The following is a 22,562-nucleotide window of genomic DNA, read 5'->3' on the forward strand; positions in this document are numbered from 1 at the left end:
AGTACTCCAGATGATTCAGATTCCTTACACTCAGGTTATCGGAATACTGGTTCAAGAACTTTAATTTGTTCCATGGGTCACTAATTTCTAAGCGGTCGGCAGATTGTCCACTGCCTGTACCATACAGTCGTAGCATTGCTTTAAGGCTTGCGGTAGTTTGTATTCAAGTTGGTCGGCCAAGGCCGTGTAATCGCCGGAGGTTTGGGCGGCCAGTACTTTGTCTAAGACGGGGACGAGAGCACCTCCTGCTTCGTTCAGCCGTGCGTGTAAACCGCCGGCAATCGGCTTACTTTTCAAGGCGAGTGACGTTCCTTTGAGCGAAAGCGTCAAGCGGTCGAGCACATCGGCGAGTTGCTGGTTAGCGGCAAACTCGTCACCAACGCGGTAACGTGCTGCGACACTCGGAACATCGTGCTGAACTTGCCTGTACATCTGAATGGAGTCCTTCAAGATTTGCTCAGAAACAACGTCCGGATCTTGCACCGTCAGCTCTAGTTTATTGACGCGGGTCACGGGAGTTGCAAGCTGCCGCCTGCGGCGGAATCCACTTTCGACAGGTACTCCGTCGATTGATGCTGCAAGCATGACTTTTCCGCCGTTATGGATTTCGGACTGAACTTCGGAGAGAACTTGTCCGACCTCCATTTCGCCGGTCGCTTCGCGTCCGAGCTCAAGACCGTTCAAATAGATCTTCATAAGACTGCCTCTTTATGATGTGATTTAATGAAATCGAAAGTTGAAGTCGCTTTCAACAATGGTTGAAGTTCACGGACTGCTTCATGAAATCGTCCGTACAGTGATTCAAGCTCCGCTGCCATTTCTGAAATCGATTCACCGCCAACACTGGCACGGGCGATTTGCAGAAAGTGGTTCACGTGGTGAAGCGGCGGATGTTTCAAGAGTTCTTTTGCGAGAGCATGTTCGGCGCTGGACAGAGCCGACGCACGGGAAGCAAGTCTTTTGACGTCCGCAGAAGCCGCATATATGTCGTGCGCACTCTTTCTGGCGTCATCGAAGGAGCGACTAAGCACTGACGTATTGTTTTCCGCTGTTCGACCGCGCAATCCAATCACCGACCACCAAACCCTGCGCAGAACACTCTGCCACTGGTCATAACGTTTGTGCTCGCCGCTTACGGACACCAACTCAAGACCGGGGATGTCGGCGCTGCCCGCCGTTCGATAGATCGAACACCCGGGGGAATCGATGAACTGCATGTGCTGATCGAAATGCGATTCGATCAGAGACATAACCGTTTCCACGGTCACGCGTTCTGCGGAAGCCGACGTCACAGTTTTGTTCGGAATCCTCTCGAGCACTTGATCGAGGTGCGGCTGGATGACATACGATCCCTCCATATAAGGCGCGGTTTCAAACCCATGTGCACTCCCACCTTCAATTGCGATAATCGGAAGCCCTGAGGCCGCAGCAACATGCACAGGGCCGGAATCGGCTGAAACCAAGAGGCTCGCATTTGCAAACAAGCTCTGCAGGTCCTCTACCGACGTTTGACCCATCCGGTCGGTAAAATACTTATGCACCGGAAATGCACTGCTGATTTCGGAGGACCTTTTCCCACCGATTAGCGTCACGCGCGCGCCTCTATCAAGCAAAAGATCGCTTAGCTCGACGAAACGGTTTAGCGGCCACTGTTTGTCAGACTGAGATGCTCCAGCATGAATTACGATCTCGGCATCTTGCCACCGGTTGACACTTCTGCCAAAAGCAGGTTTCCCGACCTGCGGCAATCGAGAATTGAAATCGACGGCTGGTTCAACCGCATTTACGTAGACATCAATCAGATTAAATGAACTCCACGGACGAGCTAAGTTCGTCGCGAAGAAATATTGCAGCCAAGGGTTTCGCACAACTTGAGATCCGTCATTATCCAACGTCACGCCTTGCACCGTGTTTCCTGTCAGGCGTGACATAACCATCGAAGGCCGGGTGTGCGTGAGATTGAACACGACATCAAAAGCCGAGTCGGCGAGCCAAGCGGCAAGTTTCGCATGATCGCGAAGAGGAAGTCCGCTTACACGGGAATCAAGTCCGCCAAGCAGCGGCTCGAAATCGATATCAAAGATCTCGTCAGCTCCGTTTAGCAGACGAGCAACCGGCAGGAACGACTTTTCGACCAGCAACGTGACATGATCGGCACTGCCGGACCTGCGAAGCGCACGCAGCATCGGCTCAGTTTGAATCAAATCGCCGAGTCTCGTGACCGCAATGACCAGAGCTCTCCTCATCAGCCGATGGCGCCTTTCTCAATTCCCCAATTTCGAAACTCGTGCATCATGAGAATTGTTAACTCCGATCGCGACAATTTCTTCCCGGAGTTGCCGACTTTTGCAACAAGATCAGCAAGCCGTGCCGGCCGAGCATCGTCAAACTGCGAAAGAAATGCCGTCAACTCGTCGTCGCCCCATGCGGCCGTTTTCAGATCGGCAATCGTAGGATTCACGTGCTTCTGACTCTGGACTGGCACCGCGAACATAAACTTCAAGGCTTCGCGAATGCGGTGAACATATGTATGTTCGCGCAAAACCCGGTCACGCGAACATGCCGCCCTCTCTTGCCGTTCCGCAGGGTGCGCGTGAAAATACTGAACTGCTTCGCGAAGCTCGGTTTCAGTGTCCACGATACAAATCTCGTCAGGCGAAAACAAATCGGACAATGGTTCTTGTCGATTTACTATTTGAAATCCTCCACAGGCCGCGATCTCAAATGTCCGCGGATTAACAAAGTCTCCGCATTGCAGCGTTTCGGCTCCGACGGCACTATGAATGTTCAGATTGACATCCGTACAGTTGTAAATCAATGCCGTTTCTTCGGGTGCAACACGCCTTCCGCCATCTTGCAGTTTTGAGTTCCACGCGGGCGGCCAGTCGTTTCCCCACAGCTTGAGACCATCAAGATCGAGGCGGCCAAAGAGATCAACACGATTTATGTAGCCGGCGCCGACAAAGGAAACTGGACTTCCGTATTTCACACGATCTGAATTGCTCACGTCAAGCGGGCGATGCAGGTTTGGATTTGCGGCAACGGGCAAGTAGTAGACTGCTCTCGCTCCAGCTTGTTTCAGAGCGTCAGCAGCCGTGCCGGTTTGAATCGTAAAGACAACGTCATATTCTTGTGCAAGATATTTCCAATACTCGAACCGCCTCACGTCTTCAACGAACCATAACGCCGTCTTGATTCCCGATTCCCGCAATCGGCGCAGTCCCGCAATGGTAACGGGAGACTGCGCGGTGTACCACACGATATCCGCTTTTGTTTCGATAGCGCGCTCAACGGTAACGTCGCTGAGGAGCTCCGCAAGTCGACCTTGCAGCTTTTTGAACTCACTTCCCACTCCGCTCTCGCCAATACCGGCATACAAGGAATAGTAGGAGTCAAAGCCCAATAGCAGGCACTCGTGTCCAAGTTCAGTGAAGGCTTCGGCCGCGTGGTAAGCCAACGGCAAACTTCCGCCGTAGAGAGGCGTCGGCACGACCACTTTTAGTTTCGGCGTTGCGGTATCCGTTGCCGGTTTTTTAAATGAAATCATTTGCTGTTTCTATGACCAAACTTCGTCGACCCTGTTCACGGGACAACTCGGTTTCAAATTCAACCGGATAAAGCCGTTTGAACCCTCGTACTTCATCATCACCGGGCATGACCATATGGTAAAGGAATCTCTCTCCGTTTCTGGTCGCCCATTGGCTCGCGGCGCTGCGCATAAAATTGAATTTTGGTACGCGCAGATTAATATTCGCCGATTCCCGTTGACTTCCTTGAGCATACTCGCCACTTTTGTCGCTCATGTCCATCCCAATCATGAACAACGCGCCGCGAGTTATCTTGCTGCAGAAGTCTGCCGCTGCGAGTCCTGTGGATCCTCCAGAGGTTTCAAGGCCAAGTTCCTCAACTGCAAGATAACGGTCAAGACGTTTCTGTCGCAAAGCGGCCGGGTCGGTCCACGGGAAGAAAATCACTTTTGAACCGTCGGCCGCGGTCTCCAAGTCTCGTTCGGTTGTTTCCCGCGCTTCCATGGCAACAATCCAGTCCGCGTTGATGCCGTGCTTCGACAATGCGGGCACTGCGCCCGACGCGGCGACCAAACACAGCTCAGAACGACGTTCGGTAAGCGTACTGATTGCCGCAGAAAGAGTTGGCCCCGCTCCCAGGGCGACTCCTATTTTGTTTGATTTGCACTTTTTAAAACTTAGCGGCTTCATAGATTCAAGTTCATCGCCATTTACGACGATATTTCTATTGATCAGATCACGGTAGAGTTGCTGCGACTGCTGAGTTACGTGAATAAATGAAATGTAATCCGCAAGAGACTGCGGCAGCTTGTCGCGAAGCGAAAGAACATAGGGCAAGATAATGATGCGCGTTTGAGGAGGCATTCCGGCCACGATGCTCTTCAGATCGTGATCCGACTTCGCAAATGCGTCACAGCGGGTACCTGTGTTGCCAGACTCTGCATCGATGAGCTCAGGAAATACTTCAACTGAGTGGCAGGCAATCCCGACGGCTTTTAGAGCCTGAGGCACATATCCAAGTCCGTGGCCGATACAAAGTACACGCTGAACTTGTTGTTGGGCGAGAGCAACAGCGACGGACTCCGCCTCGGCAAGAGGATCAACGCCGCTGTGCAAGAGTACACCGGAAGCTGCGTGACGCAAAACCAGCGGGCCGGATTCTGATGCTATATTTTCAAAAACGATCACAGCACGCCCGCGAGATCTTCGTAAATTTGTTCTGCGGGTTGTTTCCTTTGAAACTTCGGGAACAACTCCGCAAGCATTTCGTGCCGCCCAACGCTTGCTCTTAGAATCTCACGCATTGAGCTAACCTCCCCCGTCCTCCGCAACCTACTTTGATCTCCCATGCTGCTTGTGATTGCCTCAATCCATGATTGCGTGTCATTGTTTACGAGCAGATTCTCCGCGAGCGGAGAAAGGACACTCTTGTAGGGTTCAACATTCGAAAACAAACAACCAGCATTCATTCCAACGTATTCGAACGCCTTGATCGGAGATCGTGCGGCGTTGTGAGGTGAATCCGCCAAAGGAACAATCCACAAGTCAATCGGAACGCGCTGAATCCTCTCCAAGTGCGTCTTGTAGTCGCTGCACCATGCGCCACCTCTCCGTGCTTTTGGGTGCGACGACAATTCACCGGGATGCGCTCCCCACCAATAAAAGTGCACAGCATCCTCTAATTCCAAGAGATATTCGAGCGCCGGTGCGACTAAGGCAAAGTCCGTCTGATGTACGGCTCCGCCGGCGTAACCAATGTTGAACACTCCAGGCGAAGGATGGTAACTTGTGGTTTCGAAATGGCAAACAGCAGGTTTCGTATCTATGACAATGCGTCGACACCGAGCCATCGCATTCTGCCGTACGACTTCCTCCGTCGCACCTACAAATAGCGCCGCATGATCGATCAACTCTTTGACGGACTCTTCGTACTCGCGTCGCTTCTGAGCACGCAACGAGCCTCTTGGGAACCGTTCTATCAAGATGTCATCGCAATCGTAGATCAATTGACCTGCATGTGCACGAGCCCAATCAATCAGCTTTTCTTGCACACTTTTTGAAGTCAAGGACCGAAATACCACGATTTGGTTGGCATTCTTGATTGCGGCACTACACTCCTCGCTCGATGCCGTCCGCGTACAAATCCACTTAAGATCTATGCCTTCAGTCAGCCCAATTGTCGAGAGAGGTTCCCGCCATCTCAACACTGCCGCTGTGCTCACTTCAGATTCCTCCGAAAGAATCACAAGTGGCGTCTGACTTTGTTCTGACGAAGCGATTTCCCCCACTTTCCAAATACTAGCGCTCCATCGGTCGAGCAACACATTCAAGTTCTCATCATCGTGCTCGAATCTCTCTGGAGATGAGCCACCATAATGAAGAATGTCACAGTCGGCGATTTTGAAGGAAACACCTGAGGCTTGTGCCCTTAGACATAGGTCGACATCTTCGTATCCATTGCGAAAGCGCTCGTCAAATCCGCCCAGTTTCATGAACAGAGACCGCTCGATTAACAACGCCGCGGCACTAACGCCATCAAGTGCGGCATTGCGCGCGACCCAATTTCCGTGTGATTCCTCCGTAACTTCCCGCCCATCGAACGAAAAACCGGACGATTGAAGCAAACCATCCCAATGGCGCAATCTCGGGCCGACAATGGTTCCATTCTGCCGTTCGGAAACTAATTTCAGAAGCTGGTCACCACTAATTTCACAATCATCATTTAGAAAGAGCAGCCACGTTCCGCTTGCGAGCATTGCGCCTTTGTTACAGGCTTCGGCAAACGTCCTCGGGTTTGCTGAAATGTCCGATACGATACCCTTCCGAAGTCGAGCAAATTGCTCCTCAGCCGGAGATAGCCCGCTGCTCATCACGATGATCTCCGTGCTAAGCAGATCAGAAATAGTCCAAAGTTGCTTCAGCAAGACATCTGTATAGTGAGTTTGCGCGTGTTCCGTGATGACGATACTCACGCGCTCATCGGAGTCAAGCCCGGAAGAATGCGAAGCGACTTCTCGTCCGGCGAGTGTGTCAACGATGAATCGCTCAACATTTCTTCTGAACGACTCATCTTGAGACTCCGCTTCGATGCACCTTGTGCGATTGCAAAGTGGGCCTGTTTGACCAACACGCGCGCCTGCGAAATACAAACCTATCACGTGTTTGCCAAGTGCGTCGGCATAATGCAATGCGCCTGTGTCCGGTCCAATAACACAACTACTTTCCATCAGATGGGTCCGCAATTCACTCAGCGAGGTTCGGCCGCGCAGATCCACTATTCTATCGTCAGAGGGAGGCCGCTGCGCAGGTATCCGCGAGCCGATTAGCTTGACCTGTTCGACACCTGCCTGCAGCAACACACCGCAAAGATGAGCAATCGACTCGTGTGTCAGAGACCGGTCCACTGATCCAGCGTCACAAATCAGCACAGCTATTTGCCGTTCCCCTGGTAAACCATTTGGCATAAGCGACCTCGGCGGCCGCAGACTTCCAGACGATTCTACGAGACTCTTCCACATTTCCGCAATGTGAAGACAGCGGCTACCTGTCAGAAGTTGCGTTTCAAAGTCACGCAGCAAATTGTCATCATCCGTACCATACCCGAACTGTCGCGACGCGCGCATCGCAGACGCGAAGACTTTTGCGGCCTCGTGATTCGTAAGGTTGATGACGACGTCAAAGTGCTGGTCTTCAATCATCTCACGCACGCTTGTCAATGACTCCGGAAGCAGCGCGTCCGTTCGACTCATCGCTGTCAAGGCTCCGAGATTCAGCGGCATGACACGGTCCACTTCCGGAAACGACATCACAATGTTCGCGTATGCCGAATCACACGAAAACGTGAGCGAAGCAGGATGAAAAATCCTCAGCGCCGCTTCACACAGAGGACGCGAATGGAACAAGTCACCCAAACGCGCCCATTGTATGACAAGAATATTAGACGGCTGCTCCGACACGACTTTCCATGAAGCGCAGGGCACTTTCGGCTCCCGCGTGTTGAGGATTCAGTTCTAAGACTTTGCGGCACGTCGCGATTGCGTCGTCAAAAGATCCGGACTTCCATTGCGCACCGGAAAGGTGGAACCAGAAATCGACGTCATCGGTATTCTCTTCGAGATATCTGGACAGCGCGGCGATCGCCTCTTGAGGCTTGTTTGCTTCCATAGACGATCTGTACAAATAGAAAACCGCTTCGCTGTTGCGCGGCTCACGTTCGACGACTTTCTTAAAGTGCTTTAGTGAATCGCTGTGCCGTCCGCGGGCCGCAAGACTAATTCCCAGCCCGAATTCGCCGCGCGTGGTTTCGGGATTTCGCGACAATGCCGCAAGGAAACCATACTGTGCCGCTGTCCAATTTTCTTGAAGCATTGCGACCGAGCCAAGACCAAGGAAAGGCCGTTCGGAATTGAAATCCGTTTCGGCAGCGTGCAGATAGGCTTCTTCCGCTTCTTCGGCCTTGTTCAAACGCGCCATGCAGTTGCCAAGCAATTGCCACGTCTCGAACTCGTCGTCCGTTCCGAGCGTCAAGCGTTTTGACACAATACTATTCAATATCTTTGCGGCTTCTTCGTGTCTGCCTTCCAGGTACTTCTTTTGCGCCGTGTCCAGCATGATTTGGGGATTCGTACCGATTGCATTTGATTCGCCCTGTGTTTCAACATAGGCCCAACCGTTTCCCTTTTGCTGAATTTCCAATCCATATGGCGCCAGATATTTATTGTCGTCTTGCTCAATGAGTCCGGTCCAACGAGTCGCGAAGAGAATCATGTTTTCGGCGTCGTGCGTTTTCCGCCCTTCTGTCGACTCTTCGTGATGCAAGATAGTACAGTCGGCACAGTAGTAGCTGCGGAGACCTTTTTGAGCAAGTTTTAGGCAGAGATCGACGTCCTCAAAGCCATTTTGATAACTTGCATCGAAGCCAAAGACAGACTCAAAGTGCTTCTTCTCAATTAACATGCATGCAGCGGTTACCGCGGCCATTTCGCGCGATTCGCAAATGGCGGGATGATCCGCTGCAAAGTTTTGGAAGATATGAAACGGCGTGCCTTCTTCGTCGAACGCAATTCCCGCGTGCTGTGCTTTACCATTCGGATAGATAAGTTTCGCACCGATCGCCGCGACTTCGGGATGTTTTGCAGCACACGAAGTCAGCACGTCCAAGTAGTTGTCGGGAACCTCGGTGTCGTTGTTCAAGAAGAGCAGGTACCTGCCGTTCGCGATTCGCGCACCACGGTTGCAGGCAGACGCAAATCCTTCGTTGAGTTTGTTGGCGACAACCGTGAAATCACCGTCGATCGCATCCAACAATTCTCTCGTTCCATCCGTGGAACCGTTGTCGACGACGATTACCTCATACGTGACTTGATTTGTACTTCCGGCAATAGACTCGAGGCAACGCTCCGTTAGATCACGACGATTGTGAACTGGAATAATGATACTGACGTCTTTTTGTAAAGATGGATTAGACAGCGACATGGACTCCTCCGGAAATATGTGCGCTTTGCAATTGTATTTTTGTATTCTTATTTCTCGTTGAAGCGAAATTGTTTTTAGTGGCAAGCGACTCGTAGGCCGAATGAATCGCATTGGCGAGCTTTTCGGATGAATACGATCTTGCGATCTGCGCGGCCGCCGGAGCCGGTCTCTTTGAGAGGGCGTTTGTCACAGCCGACGTAATAGATTCCAAATCCAGCGGGTCACAAGCATGAAAATGCTGCCGCGGCAAGTAATCTTCAATCGCTCCCCAATCAGAGGCTACCACCGGAACCCCGGCTGCCGCCGCTTCCAAATGCACAAGTCCGGGAAGCTCGTAGAAGCTCGGTAACGCGTGAACGGCGGCGCCTTGGATCAATGCCGACATGACATTCCACGGAATTCGTTCGATAAATCTGACGGGAGCTTGACGCTTCCACATCCGCACGGCTTTTGAGTAGGGCGGCTGCGGAGTGTAACCGCCGGTGGCGAAAACTATGGGCACATCCACATTTTGCAGCGCTGCCAATAGAGCAAGCTGGTTCTTTCTTGTCTCAAGGCGGCCAATACACAGAACATATTCTTCGAAGCCCAATTTCTCGTAGAGAGATGTCAAGGCATTGGAATCCGCTGTTTGCGGCGGATCGACATGAAACGGCATGACAGAAACTCTCGAACCAATGTGCGGAAAGTCATCGCGTAAACGGTCTGCTTCCGAATTCGCACAGGCGAGAAAGAGATCTACTGTGTCGAGTGCCGAGGTGAAGTTCACGCTTTTGGCAGGCGAGTGGGACGCGAGCTTGCGAAGTCCGGGCGCAATCGACTCAAAACCGGTTTCTCCAACGAGAAATGATCTGTAAACCGAGAACGATTCATGAGACGCATTAAGGAACTGCGGCCAGTCTTCGTACAAAGTCGTAAGAGCGAGCGGAATGCTGGCACTCTGCGCAATTTGGGCGACAGGTTCGAACTGTGCGGGCAACGTCATGTTCACGAAGTGAATGACGTCGGCTCGTTCGAGCTGATTTCGAGTAGAGGGGAAATAGACGTCCATCTCCCGCAACGCCGCCGCTGATTGCATTTGGCGCATAATTCTCGAATCTCCACCCGGCGCACTCCAAACGTTGCTGCGGTTCACCATAGCGACTTGAAGCCGCCGCGAACGAACAGCACTGCGCTGTTTTGGAGCGGCGTGGCGTTCCATTCCTTCCAACAATGTCGCCACCACAGTTTCCCACTTCCACAATCTGGCGTGTTTCACACCCTTTTGAGAAACTTGAGAACGCAATTCCGAGTTGTTAGCCATTTCGATCATCGCAGCAGCAATCTCGCTCGAATTGAGCGGATCCACGACAACACCTGCATCAGCCACGGTTTCGCCCAGCGCGGACGTCTTTGAGGCAATCACCGGGCATCCCGCGGCCATCGCTTCAAGCGCGGGCAGTCCAAGCCCCTCACTTAAGGATACGAACACGGTCGCGAGCGCATTTGAATATAGACTTCTCAGCTTGTCGTCATCGACGCCGCCAAGGCCAATCACATGTCCTTGCAGCGACAGAAGATTAAGCTGCGACAACAGACGACTCGTTTTCGATTCTGTCATTTCGCCGACAAGCACGAGCTTGCAGTCATCGGGGAGGCTCGGCAGCGCTTCGGCAAAAGAGACCAGCAGTCCCGCGATATTTTTTCGCGCGTCCGCCCCGCCGACATACAGGAAGAACGGGTAGTTGCGACTCGCCGAGTCTTCGTTGTTTGAAACGTGTTCAAAGAAGCTGTCTTCGACACCGCCGAAGATCGGAACAACTCGATCGGCAGGAAGGTTTAGCAGCGACTGACATTGTTCGCCAATGTAGCTGGAAATCGGAAACACCGCGACGGACTTTGACGCGAGAGTTTCGACATTCTCGAGATACTCGTCCACGAGTTGGTCATTTCCCACTAAATAGAGTTCAGGAAATTCCAAGGGAATAAAATCGTAGACAATCGACATCCACGGACAGTTGTGAACCGGCAGCTTTGAAAGGCGTTTGCCCGTAAGCACAGGCGTTGGATCCGTCAACAGGAACAAATCAAGGTCGTGATCACAGCCTGGTCCGAATTCGCGCGTACTTACGTTCTGGCCATCAAAAAGCAACTTGAGTTCATCATCCACTTCCACAGTGGGTTCAGTGAGCAGGACAATTTGACGGGACTTAAGCAATGGTGCAAGGTGGCGAAAAGTGTTGACCAGATAGCGTCCGATGCCGCGTTTTCTGCTTGACGCGATGGACAGCGGGCGTAAGTCAATGCCGATCGTGCGAAAAGAAGAGCCTGAGCGCGACGGCGTGACGTGCTTGCTTTGAGCGCGAAATTCGCCGGAAAATGCGGCGAACCTCTTGCTGAGCTTTTGCAAAACATTCTGCTCGACGGAACGCAACTCGGAAACTGAGGGGCTGCGCAGAAGCGATGCCGTCCGTTGGCCGAAGTAAGAATACCATCCTTGTTCCGCTAAGCAGGCCGGGAAACTGGCCCTAATCAGTGTGAACTGATTCGCCGCCGAGGGTTCCTCTTCCGCCAAGATGAAGAGTCTGCTCCATCTCCGCTGGTAGGAGTTGTACTCCTGCGGCTCACAAGCAACTCTCCGGGCGAGATTTACAAAGGTTTCTTCTGACGCAGACACAGTACTACGGAGTTACCGCTGTTTGATTGACTCGACGTGCTCTCTTCTTTTCTGCAAACGCATGCTTGGGGTTCGAAGCATTTCGCTTAGACAAGTCGTCAAAGTCCGCCTTTACCATCATCTCCACTAATCCATGGAAATCGACGGTCGGCGTCCAATGCAATAGTTGTTTCGCTTTGGACGGGTCACCAACAAGCAGATCCACTTCCGCAGGACGAATGAGATCGGCACGGATTCTTACATGCTCGTCCGTTTTCAAACCGACGACCTCAAATGCGGCATCGACAAATTCTTTAACGGAATGTGTGCTTCCAGTCGCGACGACGTAGTCGCCGGGCTGGTCCTGCTGCAGCATCCGCCACATCGCATCCACGTAGTCCCCTGCGAATCCCCAATCACGACGTGCATCGAGATTGCCGAGTTCAAGATGTTTTTGCAGTCCCAACTTGATCGCGGCGACACTGCGGGAAATTTTACGAGTCACGAATTCCAGTCCACGCCGGGGAGACTCATGATTGAATAGAATGCCGCTGCAGGCGAACAGGTCGTACGATTCCCGCATATTAACCGTGATGTAGTGGCCGTAAACCTTGGCAACGCCATACGGACTGCGCGGATAGAACGGCGTGGACTCACGCTGCGGAACTTCGAGTACTTTTCCGAACATTTCCGAAGAGGACGCTTGATAAAATCTCGCATACGGACACACGGTGCGCATGGCTTCGAGCAATCTTGCCACGCCCAAAGCGGTAAATTCACCGGTGAGAATCGGTTGGTCCCACGACGCGGGAACGAAGCTTTGCGCTGCGAGATTGTAGATTTCGTCAGGCTTAGAGTTCTTCAGCACTTTCTCAAGCGAGTTCGCGTCCAACAAGTCGCCTTGGACCAAATTGATCTTCTCGCGCAAGTGCTCGATGCGAGCAAAGTTTTCCGTGCTGGAACGTCTGACCATTCCGAAAACGGTGTACCCTTTATCAAGCAGCAATTCAGCAAGGTAACTTCCGTCTTGTCCGGTGATTCCGGTAATGAGTGCTCGTTTTGACATGTTAACCCAGATAGTCTATGAGTGACCGGTTCAGAACCCGGGATTGAATTGCAACCAACGCGTTGTAAACTCCTTCTTCCACCGCAAGTCTGCTGACGAGATCCGTCATCTCGGCTCCTTGCGCGTTTTCAAGTCTATCCGTCCAATCAATCTTGGAAGCACTGAGCTCGGCGAGTTTGTTGTTTAGGCGCTGACCCAACGAACCAAGATACGTTTGTTGTTCAACGATTCGATTGCGGATGTCGTCCAGATTGGCGCGCAGGGCGTGAGTGCTGAGCGTCTCTTCTTCGCCGTCCGGCGGAGTATTGTCGTTTGCGATTGTATCGCGCAGATTTCGGATAACATAGAACAAGTCGGAGGCCGTGTTTTCTTCGCCGGTAGGTTGGAAGATACGGTCGCCTGTGACGTTAATCGCGACATTCTCACCTTCGTCAATTGTCCGGTAGATCTTCCCTTCAATCGACTCAGAAGCCGCGGTGACATTCGTGATCAAACCGTTTTCGTCGCGCTCGATTTCAAACGGCGATTGGAGCGTACCATGACCTGCGAAAAGATAGCGGTCTCCAAACTGAGCATTTGCATACTCCATCAACGATTCGAGCTTTTGGTTCAGCTCTTGTGCCGCGAACGTCCGGTCCTCAGCGGTCGCATGGTCATTGTCCACCGAAAGCGCCAGCGCATCGATCTCGTTGATCAGGTCGACAATCGACGTGAGTTTGCCGTCGGCCGCAGAAACAAATCCCTGTCCGTTTTCTATGTTGCGTTGATATTGGGCGATGGATTCGAGCTGCGAGCGCGCATTTAGCGCTTTGTCCGCGGAGACCACATCTTCAGAGGGTTGGAACAGGCTTTTGCCGGTTCCAAGTTCCTGCTGTATTCGCGTCATGTTGTACAAACGCTGTTCAACATCGCGAACAAAGCTTTGGTGCTGCTGTAAATGAGAAACTCGCATATTACTGCTTCAGGCTAAGAACTGTTTGCATCATTTCGTCAACGGTCTGGACGATCTTTGCCGCCGCTTCGTAGGCTTTTTGCGCTTCGAGCAAGTGCGCCATTTCTTCGTCAAGACTAACACCGCTGATCGAGAATCTCCGGTTGACGGCGTTATTGAGAACTGCGGCCTCAATGTCGTTTTGTTGAATTGCGGCGGCCCGTTTACTGCCAGCTTCGAGCGGAATATTGCGCAGCATTTGGTCAAGCGTTATGCCGGACGAAGTGGCTTGCGTTTGCAGTCCCGCGATGGCCAGGGCGATTGAATTGTCGCCGGGAGCATCGCTGGCCGAAGCGGACGCAATTCGCGAGGGATCTTCAAGAATCGCATTGGATACGGCAAGATCTTGAACGCCCGTTACGCCGGGAGCGAAGAACTCGTTGCCGCTGGAACCGTCAAGACCGTAACCCGTTGTATGAACCGAGTTGACGGCGGTCGCGAATTCGCGGGCGAAGCTATCGAGTTGTTCGAGAAGTTTGGGGAGTTCTTGGTCACGCTGCTCAAAGAGTGCTCCCAATTCTCCACCGTTTGCTTTCCAATGTGAACCCGAAGTTCCGAGAGTCAGGACGACTTCCCGTTTCGGATCTGTGTCGACGCGGTCGATCGTCAGCGGAACGGCAAGGTCTCTTTGGACCATGATATGTCCGCCGCTGTAGACATTGATGGAACCGTCTGATTGCTCCTGCACAGACACGTCCGTCAAGCCGGATAGCTGCTCAACCAACAGGTCGCGGGAATCACGGAGGTCAGACGCTTCTTCACCACCAAGTTCACTTTGAACGATACGCACGTTGAGCTCGGCGATAGCGGAAGTCAGGTCATTAACTTGTTCGGCGCCGGCGGTAATGCGCGCATTGACGTCTTCGATTTGGTCGCTGAGATTTTTGTGAACACGCTTTAGAGTGCTGACTAACGCGCTGGCACGGTCACGCAGCGAGTAGCGCGGCGTCATACTTTCAGGATCATTGGCGAGGTCTTGCCAGCCCTGCCAAAAGTCATCCATTAGAGAGCCGAGGTTGTTGTCGCCGAGCGCATTGAAGACGTCTTCAACTCTGCCGAGTTGATCTTCACGCGAACTCCAATACGAAGAAACGGTGGTGCTATCGCGGATTTGCGAATCAAGTAGCGTGTCGCGGATTCTTCCGAGCCTGTCAACATCGACGCCAGAACCGAGATTCCATTGACCCGTTGATCCGGGCGGCGAGGTTCCAAGGTCAATCCGGCGGCGCGAGTACCCCTCGGTGCCAGCATTGGTCGTATTGTGTCCAATCACTTGCATGGCAAGCTGCTGCACCTGCAACGCACGGCGTCCCTGTTGGAGAATATTCGAGAGAGAACTCATCTTATGCCTTTCGGTCGATCATGATGGAATGTCCGCCGCGGCGTCCGTCATAATTGCAGGTTGCTTCAATCGTCTCGAGTAACTCGACAGTCGCTTTCAGGCTCTCGTCGAGAATACGCCGGGAGATTTCCAGGGTACGCAGCGCATCTTGCCGCACCGCCACAAAGCGGCGGCGCATTTGCTGCTGCTCATTGCGGGGAAGCGCGCGCTGTGCACGAAGCAAACGCACCAGCGTGGCTTCGACTTCCGTAGATTCGCCTTCGATACCTGTGAGTTCGTTTCTGCGCAGGCGCTGTTCAAGGTGCTGAATATGAATTTTCAGACAACCAAGTTCGCGGACAAATTCGTGGGCTTCAGGACTCACTTATCTTCCTTCCTTGCAGCGACGGCCGCTTTCAATTGCTCGTAGACACCGAGATCAATGGACTCCGCCAGTTTGGAGGCGAGTTCCCACTCGGCCATAGCTCCGATCGTATGTCCCTCCACTCCGCTCCCGAACATGGACTGACCGTCGAGGTCTTTTTGCAGCTCTTGGACAAGTTGGTGCGTCAAGAGAGTTTCAAATCCTTTGGCAGCTTTTTTCAGTTCGGCGTCGGAGTCAGCTTTTTCAAGCGTGTTCTTGACGGGAACGAAAGAGTTTGCGGGTGTAATCTTCATTAGATGATAACCAGCTCTGCACGGAGCGCGCCGGCAGCCTTTAGTCCTTGGAAAATTGCAATCATGTCGCGCGGTGTGACCCCAAGCGAATTCAGCATCCGCGCAACTTCGCCGGCGGACGCACCACCGCCGATTTCTTTCAATCCTTCCCCCGCATTCTCGACGGAAATCGTACTTTGTTTTTCGACGACGGTCTCGCCTTGTCCAAATTGATTCGGTTGGCTGATGACGGGCCGTTCGGAAATTTCTACCGTGAGATTTCCGTGCGCAATAGCCGTTGGCAACAGAGTAACGGCCGTTCCGACCACGATAGTACCGGTGCGCTCGTTGATGACGATTTTGTCCGTACCGTCGGGGTTTACTTCGATGTCTTCGATCGCGGATTGAAACTCGAAACGATCACTCTGTGTTTCGTACATTGGAGGCACGTTCACGACGATCATCGACGGATCTTCCGTGCGGGCAGCATCGACAAAAACACCGTTAATCGCTTTAGTGATGTTAACGGCCATCCTCAAATCAGGCTGTTCAAGCATGAGCACGATGCTGTCGGACGGAGCGGGCAATTCCGGGCCATCTTCAAAAAGTATCGTGCCGCTCGGAATACGTCCGGCGACAGCATGATTGCGGGATACACGAGTGCCGCCTGTCTCAAAGTTGAATCCACCAATGGAAACGGGTCCCTGAACTTCGGCAATGGGATTGCCCCAGGGATCGGCGAGTACGGTTCGCAACAGAGTTCCGCCTTGAAGGCTCGTTGCATCACCAAGCGAAGACACGAGCGCATCCAAGCGCGAACCGCGACGCGAGCCTGCAGGCATTTCACAGGATACCATAACGGCGGCGACGTTTTTCAATTTTAGTTCGCCGGGTGCGACTTCGATTCCAAACTGCTTGAGCATGGTCGCAAAAGTCTGCGGAGTGAACGTCGATTTACTGCCATCGCCCGTTCCGGCCAATCCGACGATGAGACCGTAACCCGTCAGAGAGACGGGAGTGGTGTTCGGATAATTGGTCAAATCACCGATGCGAACACCGGCGGAACTGATCGAGAACGACGCGAGCAATATGAACAGGATAGCTCTCATTAGAAGATCCAGTCGAAGATGCGAGCAAAAATTCCGGGGCGTTCCGTATTAGCGAGGACGCCTTTTCCTTTATAGGAGATTTCGGCGTCGCCGATCAAATCGGACGTAATCGTATTTGCCGGAGTGATGTCTGACTGACGCACGGTGCCGGAGAGAATCGTCAATTGACGTTCGCCATTAATGACAACGGATTTTTCACCTTCGATACGCAAGTCACCGTTGGGCAGGACTTCAACCACTCTCGCGACAACACTTGCGCGAAGCGAACCTTGACGAGTCGTGGTGCCCGTTCCTTTGTGTTCGCTTTTGGACGATCCGCTGCCGGAAAGCAGAGGTATAAAATCTAAGGCGCCGGTACCGCCCGCGGAAAGTTCGGCGTCGTATTCGCCTTTCGTATTGGTGCGAGCCGACGCGGAGGCCAGCGAATTTTCGATAATCAGAACCGTCACTTGATCGCCGACGTTGCGCGCGATGCAATCACTGTACATCGACGGCGCAAGTCCGCGCGAGTGTGAACCGTTCGCAAAGGCAAACAGCGGCACGAGAATCAAGCTAAGGAATCCAACGCAGCGTAGCATCATCTTGAATGACTCCTACAAGTCGGTTTTTGTCAACTTCGGGGACGCGCACGGGAATTTTCTCGCCGACGCCGCCTTCTTTCATGGCAATTCCGTCGACTTTCACTGTCACGCCGTTGCGTTCGTACATTATCGTAACGGGATCGCCGGACTGAATGACGGGACGCGGGCGAACATCCGTGGCAAGAATCGCGCGGCCCGGAATCAACGGGCGCACAGCGAGCTTGCCGATTATGGCATCACGATCAAGCAGAGCGGTCGTGCGCAGACTGCTCCACTCACAGGTCAGCGACGCAAGCATGTCACCGCTGATCTTTTCTCCGATTTTCACACGCGAAGCGACGCTGAAGGCCTGGCCGAAGATTCGCGCTTTGCCTTTGAACGTCACACGTTTGTGCTCTCCATTTGTATCCGTACCGGTCAAAGTGACCGTCATGATGCCATAGGAACAGGACTCAATCGGAGCGGAAGGTTCGATGTTGGTCAACTCGTTCAGCCTCGCGGGATCTCCGAAGATCGGCATCCACGTACAGGAGACTTCGTGCGGCTGCCAAGAGAGTGCTATCAGTCTTTCAAGCACGGTATAGTCTTGCGCGACGGCCATGTTAGTTATCAGGCAAAGTGTGAACAACCAACCAAGTTTCATTACCGTTTTAATTGCGTTGCGATGTTGATCATGTCATCGGCGGTTCGGATCGCGCGGGAATTAAGTTCGTACCCTCGCTGCGCCGTGATCAGATTGATCATTTCATTGACGATTTTCACGTTCGACGATTCGAGATAGCCTTGTTCCAGCGTTCCCGTGCCGTCAGAGCCGGGCGTCGCAGTCAGCGGATCGCCGGACGAAACGGACTGGGTGTAGACGTTTCCGCCGTCATTCAAAAGACCTGCGGGATTCACGAAACGCGCCAACTCAATTTGACCGATTTCCGTGGGATCGACGGTACCTTGCGTCATAACGGACACGCGGCCTTCAGGTGAGACCAAGATTGACGTGGCATCCGTCGGAATGTTGATCGGCGGTTCCATGGGAAGGCCCTGGGCATTTACGATTTGGCCCTCGGCCGTCATCTTCCACGATCCGTCACGTGTGTATCCAAGCGTTCCGTCGGGCATCAGCACTTGAAAGAACCCGTCGCCCTGAACCATCAAGTCCAGTGGATTTCCGGTTTCTTGCGGCGTCCCCATTTCGAAATTCTTGACACTTGCAACAACGCGGGTGCCGCCGCCGACCTGCAATGGAACCGGCAGCGACGTACCTTGCTCAGTGGGAGTAGGAATGCGGATATTCTCGTAAATCAGGTCTTGAAATTCGATGCGGCTGCGCTTGTATCCGGTGGTATTCGCATTGGAGATGTTGCTCGCCGTATTGTCGAGATTCGTCTGTTGTGCATACATACCGGACGCGGAGGTGTAAAGAGCTTTGATCATGTTTTTTTGCCTTCTTAGACTCTGCCGATGTCATTCACGACGTGATTCAATGATGTATCCTGCGCCATCAAGAGGCGGGAACTTGCTTCATAGTGCCTTGAGGTCGCGATCATTTCGACCATTTCACGAACGGCGTCAACATTTGACTGTTCAAGAAATCCTTGTGCGACTTGCGGACGGAGTGCGTCGCGTTCGCCGGCCGCGGAAGAGGGGTCACTGAAGAGATTATCTCCGTTTTTGGCCAGCGAGCCGGGATCGTCGAACTCTACGACTCGGAGTCTGTCGACGGGTTTGCCGTCAACGGAAACGCTTCCGTCATCGGCAACCGTGATCGTTCCCGGGGGGAGCGTGATGTCTCCGCCGACACCCTGCACACGACGGCCTTGGGCATCGACGAGCGTGCCTTCGGCATTGCGGTCAAAGCGTCCGTTGCGCGTGTAGAACGTGCCGGAATCATCCGCGATGACGAAGAAGCCTTCTCCTTGGAGCGCGAAATCAAGCGGCGCGGTCGTGTTCTCAAGCGGACCTGAAGAGAAATTGACATAGCGTCCGGCGTTCACCGCAGTCAAGAGATTGCGGTTTTCATCGACATTTTTGCCATCGACCTGTTGTTCGAGCACGAAGCGATCCTGCTTGAATCCGGTGGTGGACGCATTTGCGAGATTGTTGGCGGTGATGTCCTGCCGCAGGAGACCTGCGCGCATCGCCGCACCTGAGTTGTAGATACCTTTTATCATAGCAGAGTTATGTTACCCGAGCAGAATAGTTGCAAGGATGGTGCCAGACGCTATAACATCTTCATGCAAAATGCAAAGAAAGTTAAGCTGTGTATCTACAGGTATTTAGCGGGAAAGAAAAGCTATGGAGATTGAGGATGTAAACAGGTGATTCGGCACAAAGTGCCGCTGCTGTTCAGGAGGGCAAGAGCGGGATTTATGTCCGGAGATCGAGTGGGAACGGCTGGTTTGTCGAGCCCTGCGGCGGGGGGAGCAAACGCAGGCGAATACGCGGAGAAATTGCCAGCACCTGCACAGTGATCGGATCGCCAACGGAAACAGGTTGTTCGGGGTCCGCGACCAAAACTCGCCCCTTGAGATCGATCATGACTCGGGTCGAAGAGAGTTTACGGCGAACTTTGGCGGTGACGATTTCACCGACGCGCAGGGGGATGTTTTGATGTGACACGACGGACCTTATGAATTCAAATCAAGTATTAGTTTAACTTCGTCTTGACCCATGTCAAGTTCTTGAGCGATTTCGGCAAGTGATTTCTTCTCGGCGGAAAGTTCGAGCACGCGTTTTACCCGGCGATCCATGAGCGACTCTTTCATGGCCGCTTCGACGGTTTCAGCCGCGGGTTCAGGAGCATCTTCGGTTTTGGATTCTTCTTTTTCATCCTTCGGAGGCTCTTGGCTCTTTGGCTTGTCCTTCGAAGGCTTGGGATCGGATTTCTTTTCGGAGGCAATAGCCCGGTCAAGTGATTCGAGATCGTCTTCGAGCTCGTCGGCTTTGTCTTTCTTTTTATCCTTCTTTTCAGAATTTCGCTTGAAGAGTTTCAAAGCGGGAAGAGTAAGTTTTCCAAACGGCCAACGAATTTTTGAACCTAAGACTCCTCCAACGAGTCCGGCGAAGAAAGCGATAGCCGCCGTGATCCACCACGGAGAAGAAGCCGTTTGTTCACCCAGTTTGGGAGACGTGTGACCTGTGCGCTCGAGGTACATGGACGCATATTCTTTAGCGGCATCGGAGTCGCCCATGATGCCGAAGTACTCGGCCAGAATTTCGAGCGCTTTCAGGCTATCTGCCGCGAGTAGTTCTTGCTTGGGCGCTTCTTCTGGAGAAAGTGCCTTCCCGCTTTCATGCTCGGGCTGCTTGTTCTCGAGTTTTTCGGGTTGGTGCTCGACGTCCGCTTCGTTGTCCGCGTATTTAGTTTCCATCGGACGGTCGCCGGGAATATATTCGGGGCCTTCGTCGTCTTTGGATTTTGTATGCGGTTTGTTTGTTGAGATCGTGTCTTCTTGAATCTGTTCGGGCTCGGCGGGTTTTTCGCTGAGCTTAGACATATCGAGCGCCAACCGCCACGTTTGACCTTTCAGCTCAGTGGCTTTCGCATAGAGCGGCTGCGTGCCTCGGACTTCCAGAACAATATGAGTGTCACCCTCGCGGAAAGCCTCGACACTTGTCAGAAGTTTAATTTGCGAAGGAAGTTTGGGCAGGAAGAATTTTTCGCCCACGGTGACGGACAGCAAATGGAGTTCGATGACGCCGCCGTCAACTTCTTTGATTTCGTATTTAACGGGCCCCGTGAACTCGCACACCATGCGGTCAAAGCCCGAATGGGAGCCAAAGCGCACGGACGAAAGCTCTTCAGCGTTGGCCACAACCGCGGTCAGCAGAAAAAGGGCAAGAGCTATTTTAGATTTGAACGTCAACATGTCCGGATTCGGGTGGCGTGCGGCGGTCGCGGTCTTCTTCTTCGTTTTTGCCGCTCATATTTTCTTCTTGCTCCGAAGAGGCCTCGAAGGTATCTTCTCCGAAGGTTTCTTCGTGATGTTTCGGATGCTCCCGCTTCTCTTCTTCGATTTGCTCGACCTCATAGGAGAAGTCGCGTTTTTGTCCTTTGTGCGACGCGTCAGTTTTTTTGACGTGGTCAGATGGCGGAACGAACCGCGTATGATCGTCACTGTTAATCGGTCGGAACACCATGCTTTCCTCCGCCTTTCAGTGAGTAAATTAGCTGGACATGCGCGTCCGAACTTTGGCGCGCAAAACGAGTAGAGCTTTGGAGTGTATTTGTGAAACGCGGGATTCCGTGAGACCGAGAATCTCGCCGATTTCTTTGAGGGTAAGTTCTTCGTAGTAATAGAGCGCGACGACGAGTCTTTCCTGTTCGGGCATGTCGCGCAGTCCGTCCACCAAGAGATCGCGAACTTCCTGTTCTTCGAGCCGTTCGTCGTGCGCGGTGAACGTCGTATCGGGCGTGGAGTCCGACAGCGACGATTCGCTTCCATCCTGCCCTTTCAGAGTGTCGTCAAGCGACAGCAGAACGGCGACGTTGACTTCGTCGAGCAGCGACCGGTATTCTTCGACGTCGAGTCCGAGATGTTCGGCAAGTTCGGCGTCTTCGGGAGAACGGCCAAGCCGGTTGGTGATTTGCTCTACGGCCTGTTCAAGTTTGCGGGCTTTGGAACGAATCGAACGCGGGACCCAATCGAGTTCTCGAAGACTGTCCACCATAGCGCCGCGGATGCGGGTCATGGCGTAGGTTTCGAACTTTATTCCCAGCGTCGGATCAAAATTGTCAATGGACGTCAGTAGTCCCATCACACCCGCTGAAACCAGATCGTCAAGTCTGACACTGCGCGGCAGAGTACCGAGAAAGCGGGTGGCCATCCGGCGCACCATCGGCAGGTACTCCATCAGGAGCTGTTCGCGCAATTCGGGACTTTGATTGCGAACGTAGGCTTCCCAGCTCTTCGCGGCAGTGTTGATGGCTTTCATAGATCAGCGGTTAGGAGCTTGCCGCTCCTCCAGTTGGATTGGCACCGGAGCTTTCATGTTGTTGTATGAGAGCGCGATGGCTTAGGTACTGAAAGAGGACTTCCGCGGACTGTGTCAGAATAACGAGAACCGCCCATAGGCCAATGACGCGAATCGCGACGATGTGCATGGGCCATTCCATGGCAAGGGCAAAAGCCGTGACTACGAGGACAATGACTCTGCGCAGGGAAACGAACAAATCATGAAGTGCGGATGAAGGTTTCTTAGCCAT

22 protein-coding genes are annotated in these 22,562 nt (G+C 53.0%); all 22 read right to left on the reverse strand.

Annotation, left to right across the window (positions count from 1 at the left end; all coding sequences use genetic code 11):
• Positions 1 to 87: 87 nt before the first annotated feature.
• On the reverse strand, positions 88 to 696 hold the full coding sequence (locus H6507_06750; protein ID MCB9368784.1) for a hypothetical protein: 609 nt from the start codon (positions 694 to 696) through the stop codon (positions 88 to 90).
• Complete coding sequence (locus H6507_06755; protein ID MCB9368785.1) at positions 693 to 2,246, reverse strand: glycosyltransferase family 9 protein; 1,554 nt, start codon at positions 2,244 to 2,246, stop codon at positions 693 to 695. Before H6507_06755 ends, H6507_06750 begins: the two co-directional genes overlap by 4 nt.
• Positions 2,246 to 3,547: a glycosyltransferase gene (locus H6507_06760; protein MCB9368786.1), complete on the reverse strand. Its 1,302-nt coding sequence runs from the start codon at positions 3,545 to 3,547 to the stop codon at positions 2,246 to 2,248. The genes H6507_06755 and H6507_06760 overlap by 1 nt, the downstream gene beginning before the upstream one ends.
• A complete protein-coding gene (locus tag H6507_06765) occupies positions 3,534 to 4,715 on the reverse strand; it encodes a DUF115 domain-containing protein (GenBank protein ID MCB9368787.1) in 1,182 nt (393 codons plus the stop codon). The genes H6507_06760 and H6507_06765 overlap by 14 nt, the downstream gene beginning before the upstream one ends.
• A complete protein-coding gene (locus tag H6507_06770; protein ID MCB9368788.1) occupies positions 4,712 to 7,507 on the reverse strand; it encodes a glycosyltransferase in 2,796 nt (931 codons plus the stop codon). The genes H6507_06765 and H6507_06770 overlap by 4 nt, the downstream gene beginning before the upstream one ends.
• Positions 7,464 to 9,002 carry a glycosyltransferase gene (locus H6507_06775; GenBank protein MCB9368789.1) on the reverse strand — a complete coding sequence of 513 codons (1,539 nt, stop codon included), beginning with the start codon at positions 9,000 to 9,002 and terminating at the stop codon, positions 7,464 to 7,466. The genes H6507_06770 and H6507_06775 overlap by 44 nt, the downstream gene beginning before the upstream one ends.
• Positions 8,989 to 11,658, reverse strand: a complete 2,670-nt coding sequence (locus H6507_06780) for a glycosyltransferase (GenBank protein MCB9368790.1) — start codon at positions 11,656 to 11,658, stop codon at positions 8,989 to 8,991. The genes H6507_06775 and H6507_06780 overlap by 14 nt, the downstream gene beginning before the upstream one ends.
• 4 nt (positions 11,659 to 11,662) lie before the next feature.
• Entirely contained in the window at positions 11,663 to 12,703 is a 1,041-nt protein-coding gene (gene gmd / locus H6507_06785; GenBank protein MCB9368791.1) for a GDP-mannose 4,6-dehydratase, read from the reverse strand.
• Between the two features lies 1 nt (position 12,704).
• Positions 12,705 to 13,655 (reverse strand): flagellar hook-associated protein FlgL, encoded by a 951-nt coding sequence (gene flgL, locus H6507_06790; protein MCB9368792.1) that lies wholly within the window; start codon positions 13,653 to 13,655, stop codon positions 12,705 to 12,707.
• 1 nt (position 13,656) lies between these two features.
• Positions 13,657 to 15,036 (reverse strand): flagellar hook-associated protein FlgK, encoded by a 1,380-nt coding sequence (gene flgK / locus H6507_06795; protein MCB9368793.1) that lies wholly within the window; start codon positions 15,034 to 15,036, stop codon positions 13,657 to 13,659.
• 1 nt (position 15,037) lies between these two features.
• Positions 15,038 to 15,400: a hypothetical protein gene (locus H6507_06800; GenBank protein ID MCB9368794.1), complete on the reverse strand. Its 363-nt coding sequence runs from the start codon at positions 15,398 to 15,400 to the stop codon at positions 15,038 to 15,040.
• Positions 15,397 to 15,693, reverse strand: coding sequence for a hypothetical protein (locus tag H6507_06805; protein ID MCB9368795.1), 297 nt, complete (start codon positions 15,691 to 15,693; stop codon positions 15,397 to 15,399). Before H6507_06805 ends, H6507_06800 begins: the two co-directional genes overlap by 4 nt.
• Positions 15,693 to 16,781, reverse strand: coding sequence for a flagellar basal body P-ring protein FlgI (locus H6507_06810; protein ID MCB9368796.1), 1,089 nt, complete (start codon positions 16,779 to 16,781; stop codon positions 15,693 to 15,695). The genes H6507_06805 and H6507_06810 overlap by 1 nt, the downstream gene beginning before the upstream one ends.
• Positions 16,781 to 17,362 carry a flagellar basal body L-ring protein FlgH gene (locus H6507_06815; GenBank protein MCB9368797.1) on the reverse strand — a complete coding sequence of 194 codons (582 nt, stop codon included), beginning with the start codon at positions 17,360 to 17,362 and terminating at the stop codon, positions 16,781 to 16,783. Before H6507_06815 ends, H6507_06810 begins: the two co-directional genes overlap by 1 nt.
• On the reverse strand, positions 17,334 to 18,005 hold the full coding sequence (gene flgA, locus H6507_06820) for a flagellar basal body P-ring formation protein FlgA (GenBank protein ID MCB9368798.1): 672 nt from the start codon (positions 18,003 to 18,005) through the stop codon (positions 17,334 to 17,336). Before flgA ends, H6507_06815 begins: the two co-directional genes overlap by 29 nt.
• Positions 18,005 to 18,790, reverse strand: a complete 786-nt coding sequence (gene flgG / locus H6507_06825; GenBank protein ID MCB9368799.1) for a flagellar basal-body rod protein FlgG — start codon at positions 18,788 to 18,790, stop codon at positions 18,005 to 18,007. Before flgG ends, flgA begins: the two co-directional genes overlap by 1 nt.
• A gap of 14 nt (positions 18,791 to 18,804) precedes the next feature.
• On the reverse strand, positions 18,805 to 19,527 hold the full coding sequence (gene flgF / locus H6507_06830; protein ID MCB9368800.1) for a flagellar basal-body rod protein FlgF: 723 nt from the start codon (positions 19,525 to 19,527) through the stop codon (positions 18,805 to 18,807).
• Between the two features lie 196 nt (positions 19,528 to 19,723).
• On the reverse strand, positions 19,724 to 19,975 hold the full coding sequence (locus tag H6507_06835; GenBank protein ID MCB9368801.1) for a hypothetical protein: 252 nt from the start codon (positions 19,973 to 19,975) through the stop codon (positions 19,724 to 19,726).
• Between the two features lie 8 nt (positions 19,976 to 19,983).
• Positions 19,984 to 21,225 carry a hypothetical protein gene (locus tag H6507_06840; protein MCB9368802.1) on the reverse strand — a complete coding sequence of 414 codons (1,242 nt, stop codon included), beginning with the start codon at positions 21,223 to 21,225 and terminating at the stop codon, positions 19,984 to 19,986.
• A complete protein-coding gene (locus H6507_06845) occupies positions 21,206 to 21,493 on the reverse strand; it encodes a hypothetical protein (GenBank protein ID MCB9368803.1) in 288 nt (95 codons plus the stop codon). The genes H6507_06840 and H6507_06845 overlap by 20 nt, the downstream gene beginning before the upstream one ends.
• Positions 21,494 to 21,523: 30 nt before the next feature.
• A complete protein-coding gene (locus tag H6507_06850) occupies positions 21,524 to 22,291 on the reverse strand; it encodes a FliA/WhiG family RNA polymerase sigma factor (protein MCB9368804.1) in 768 nt (255 codons plus the stop codon).
• Between the two features lie 10 nt (positions 22,292 to 22,301).
• Entirely contained in the window at positions 22,302 to 22,562 is a 261-nt protein-coding gene (locus H6507_06855) for a hypothetical protein (protein ID MCB9368805.1), read from the reverse strand.

This window comes from Calditrichota bacterium (assembly GCA_020637445.1).
Taxonomy (GTDB): Bacteria; Electryoneota; RPQS01; order RPQS01; family RPQS01; genus JABWCQ01.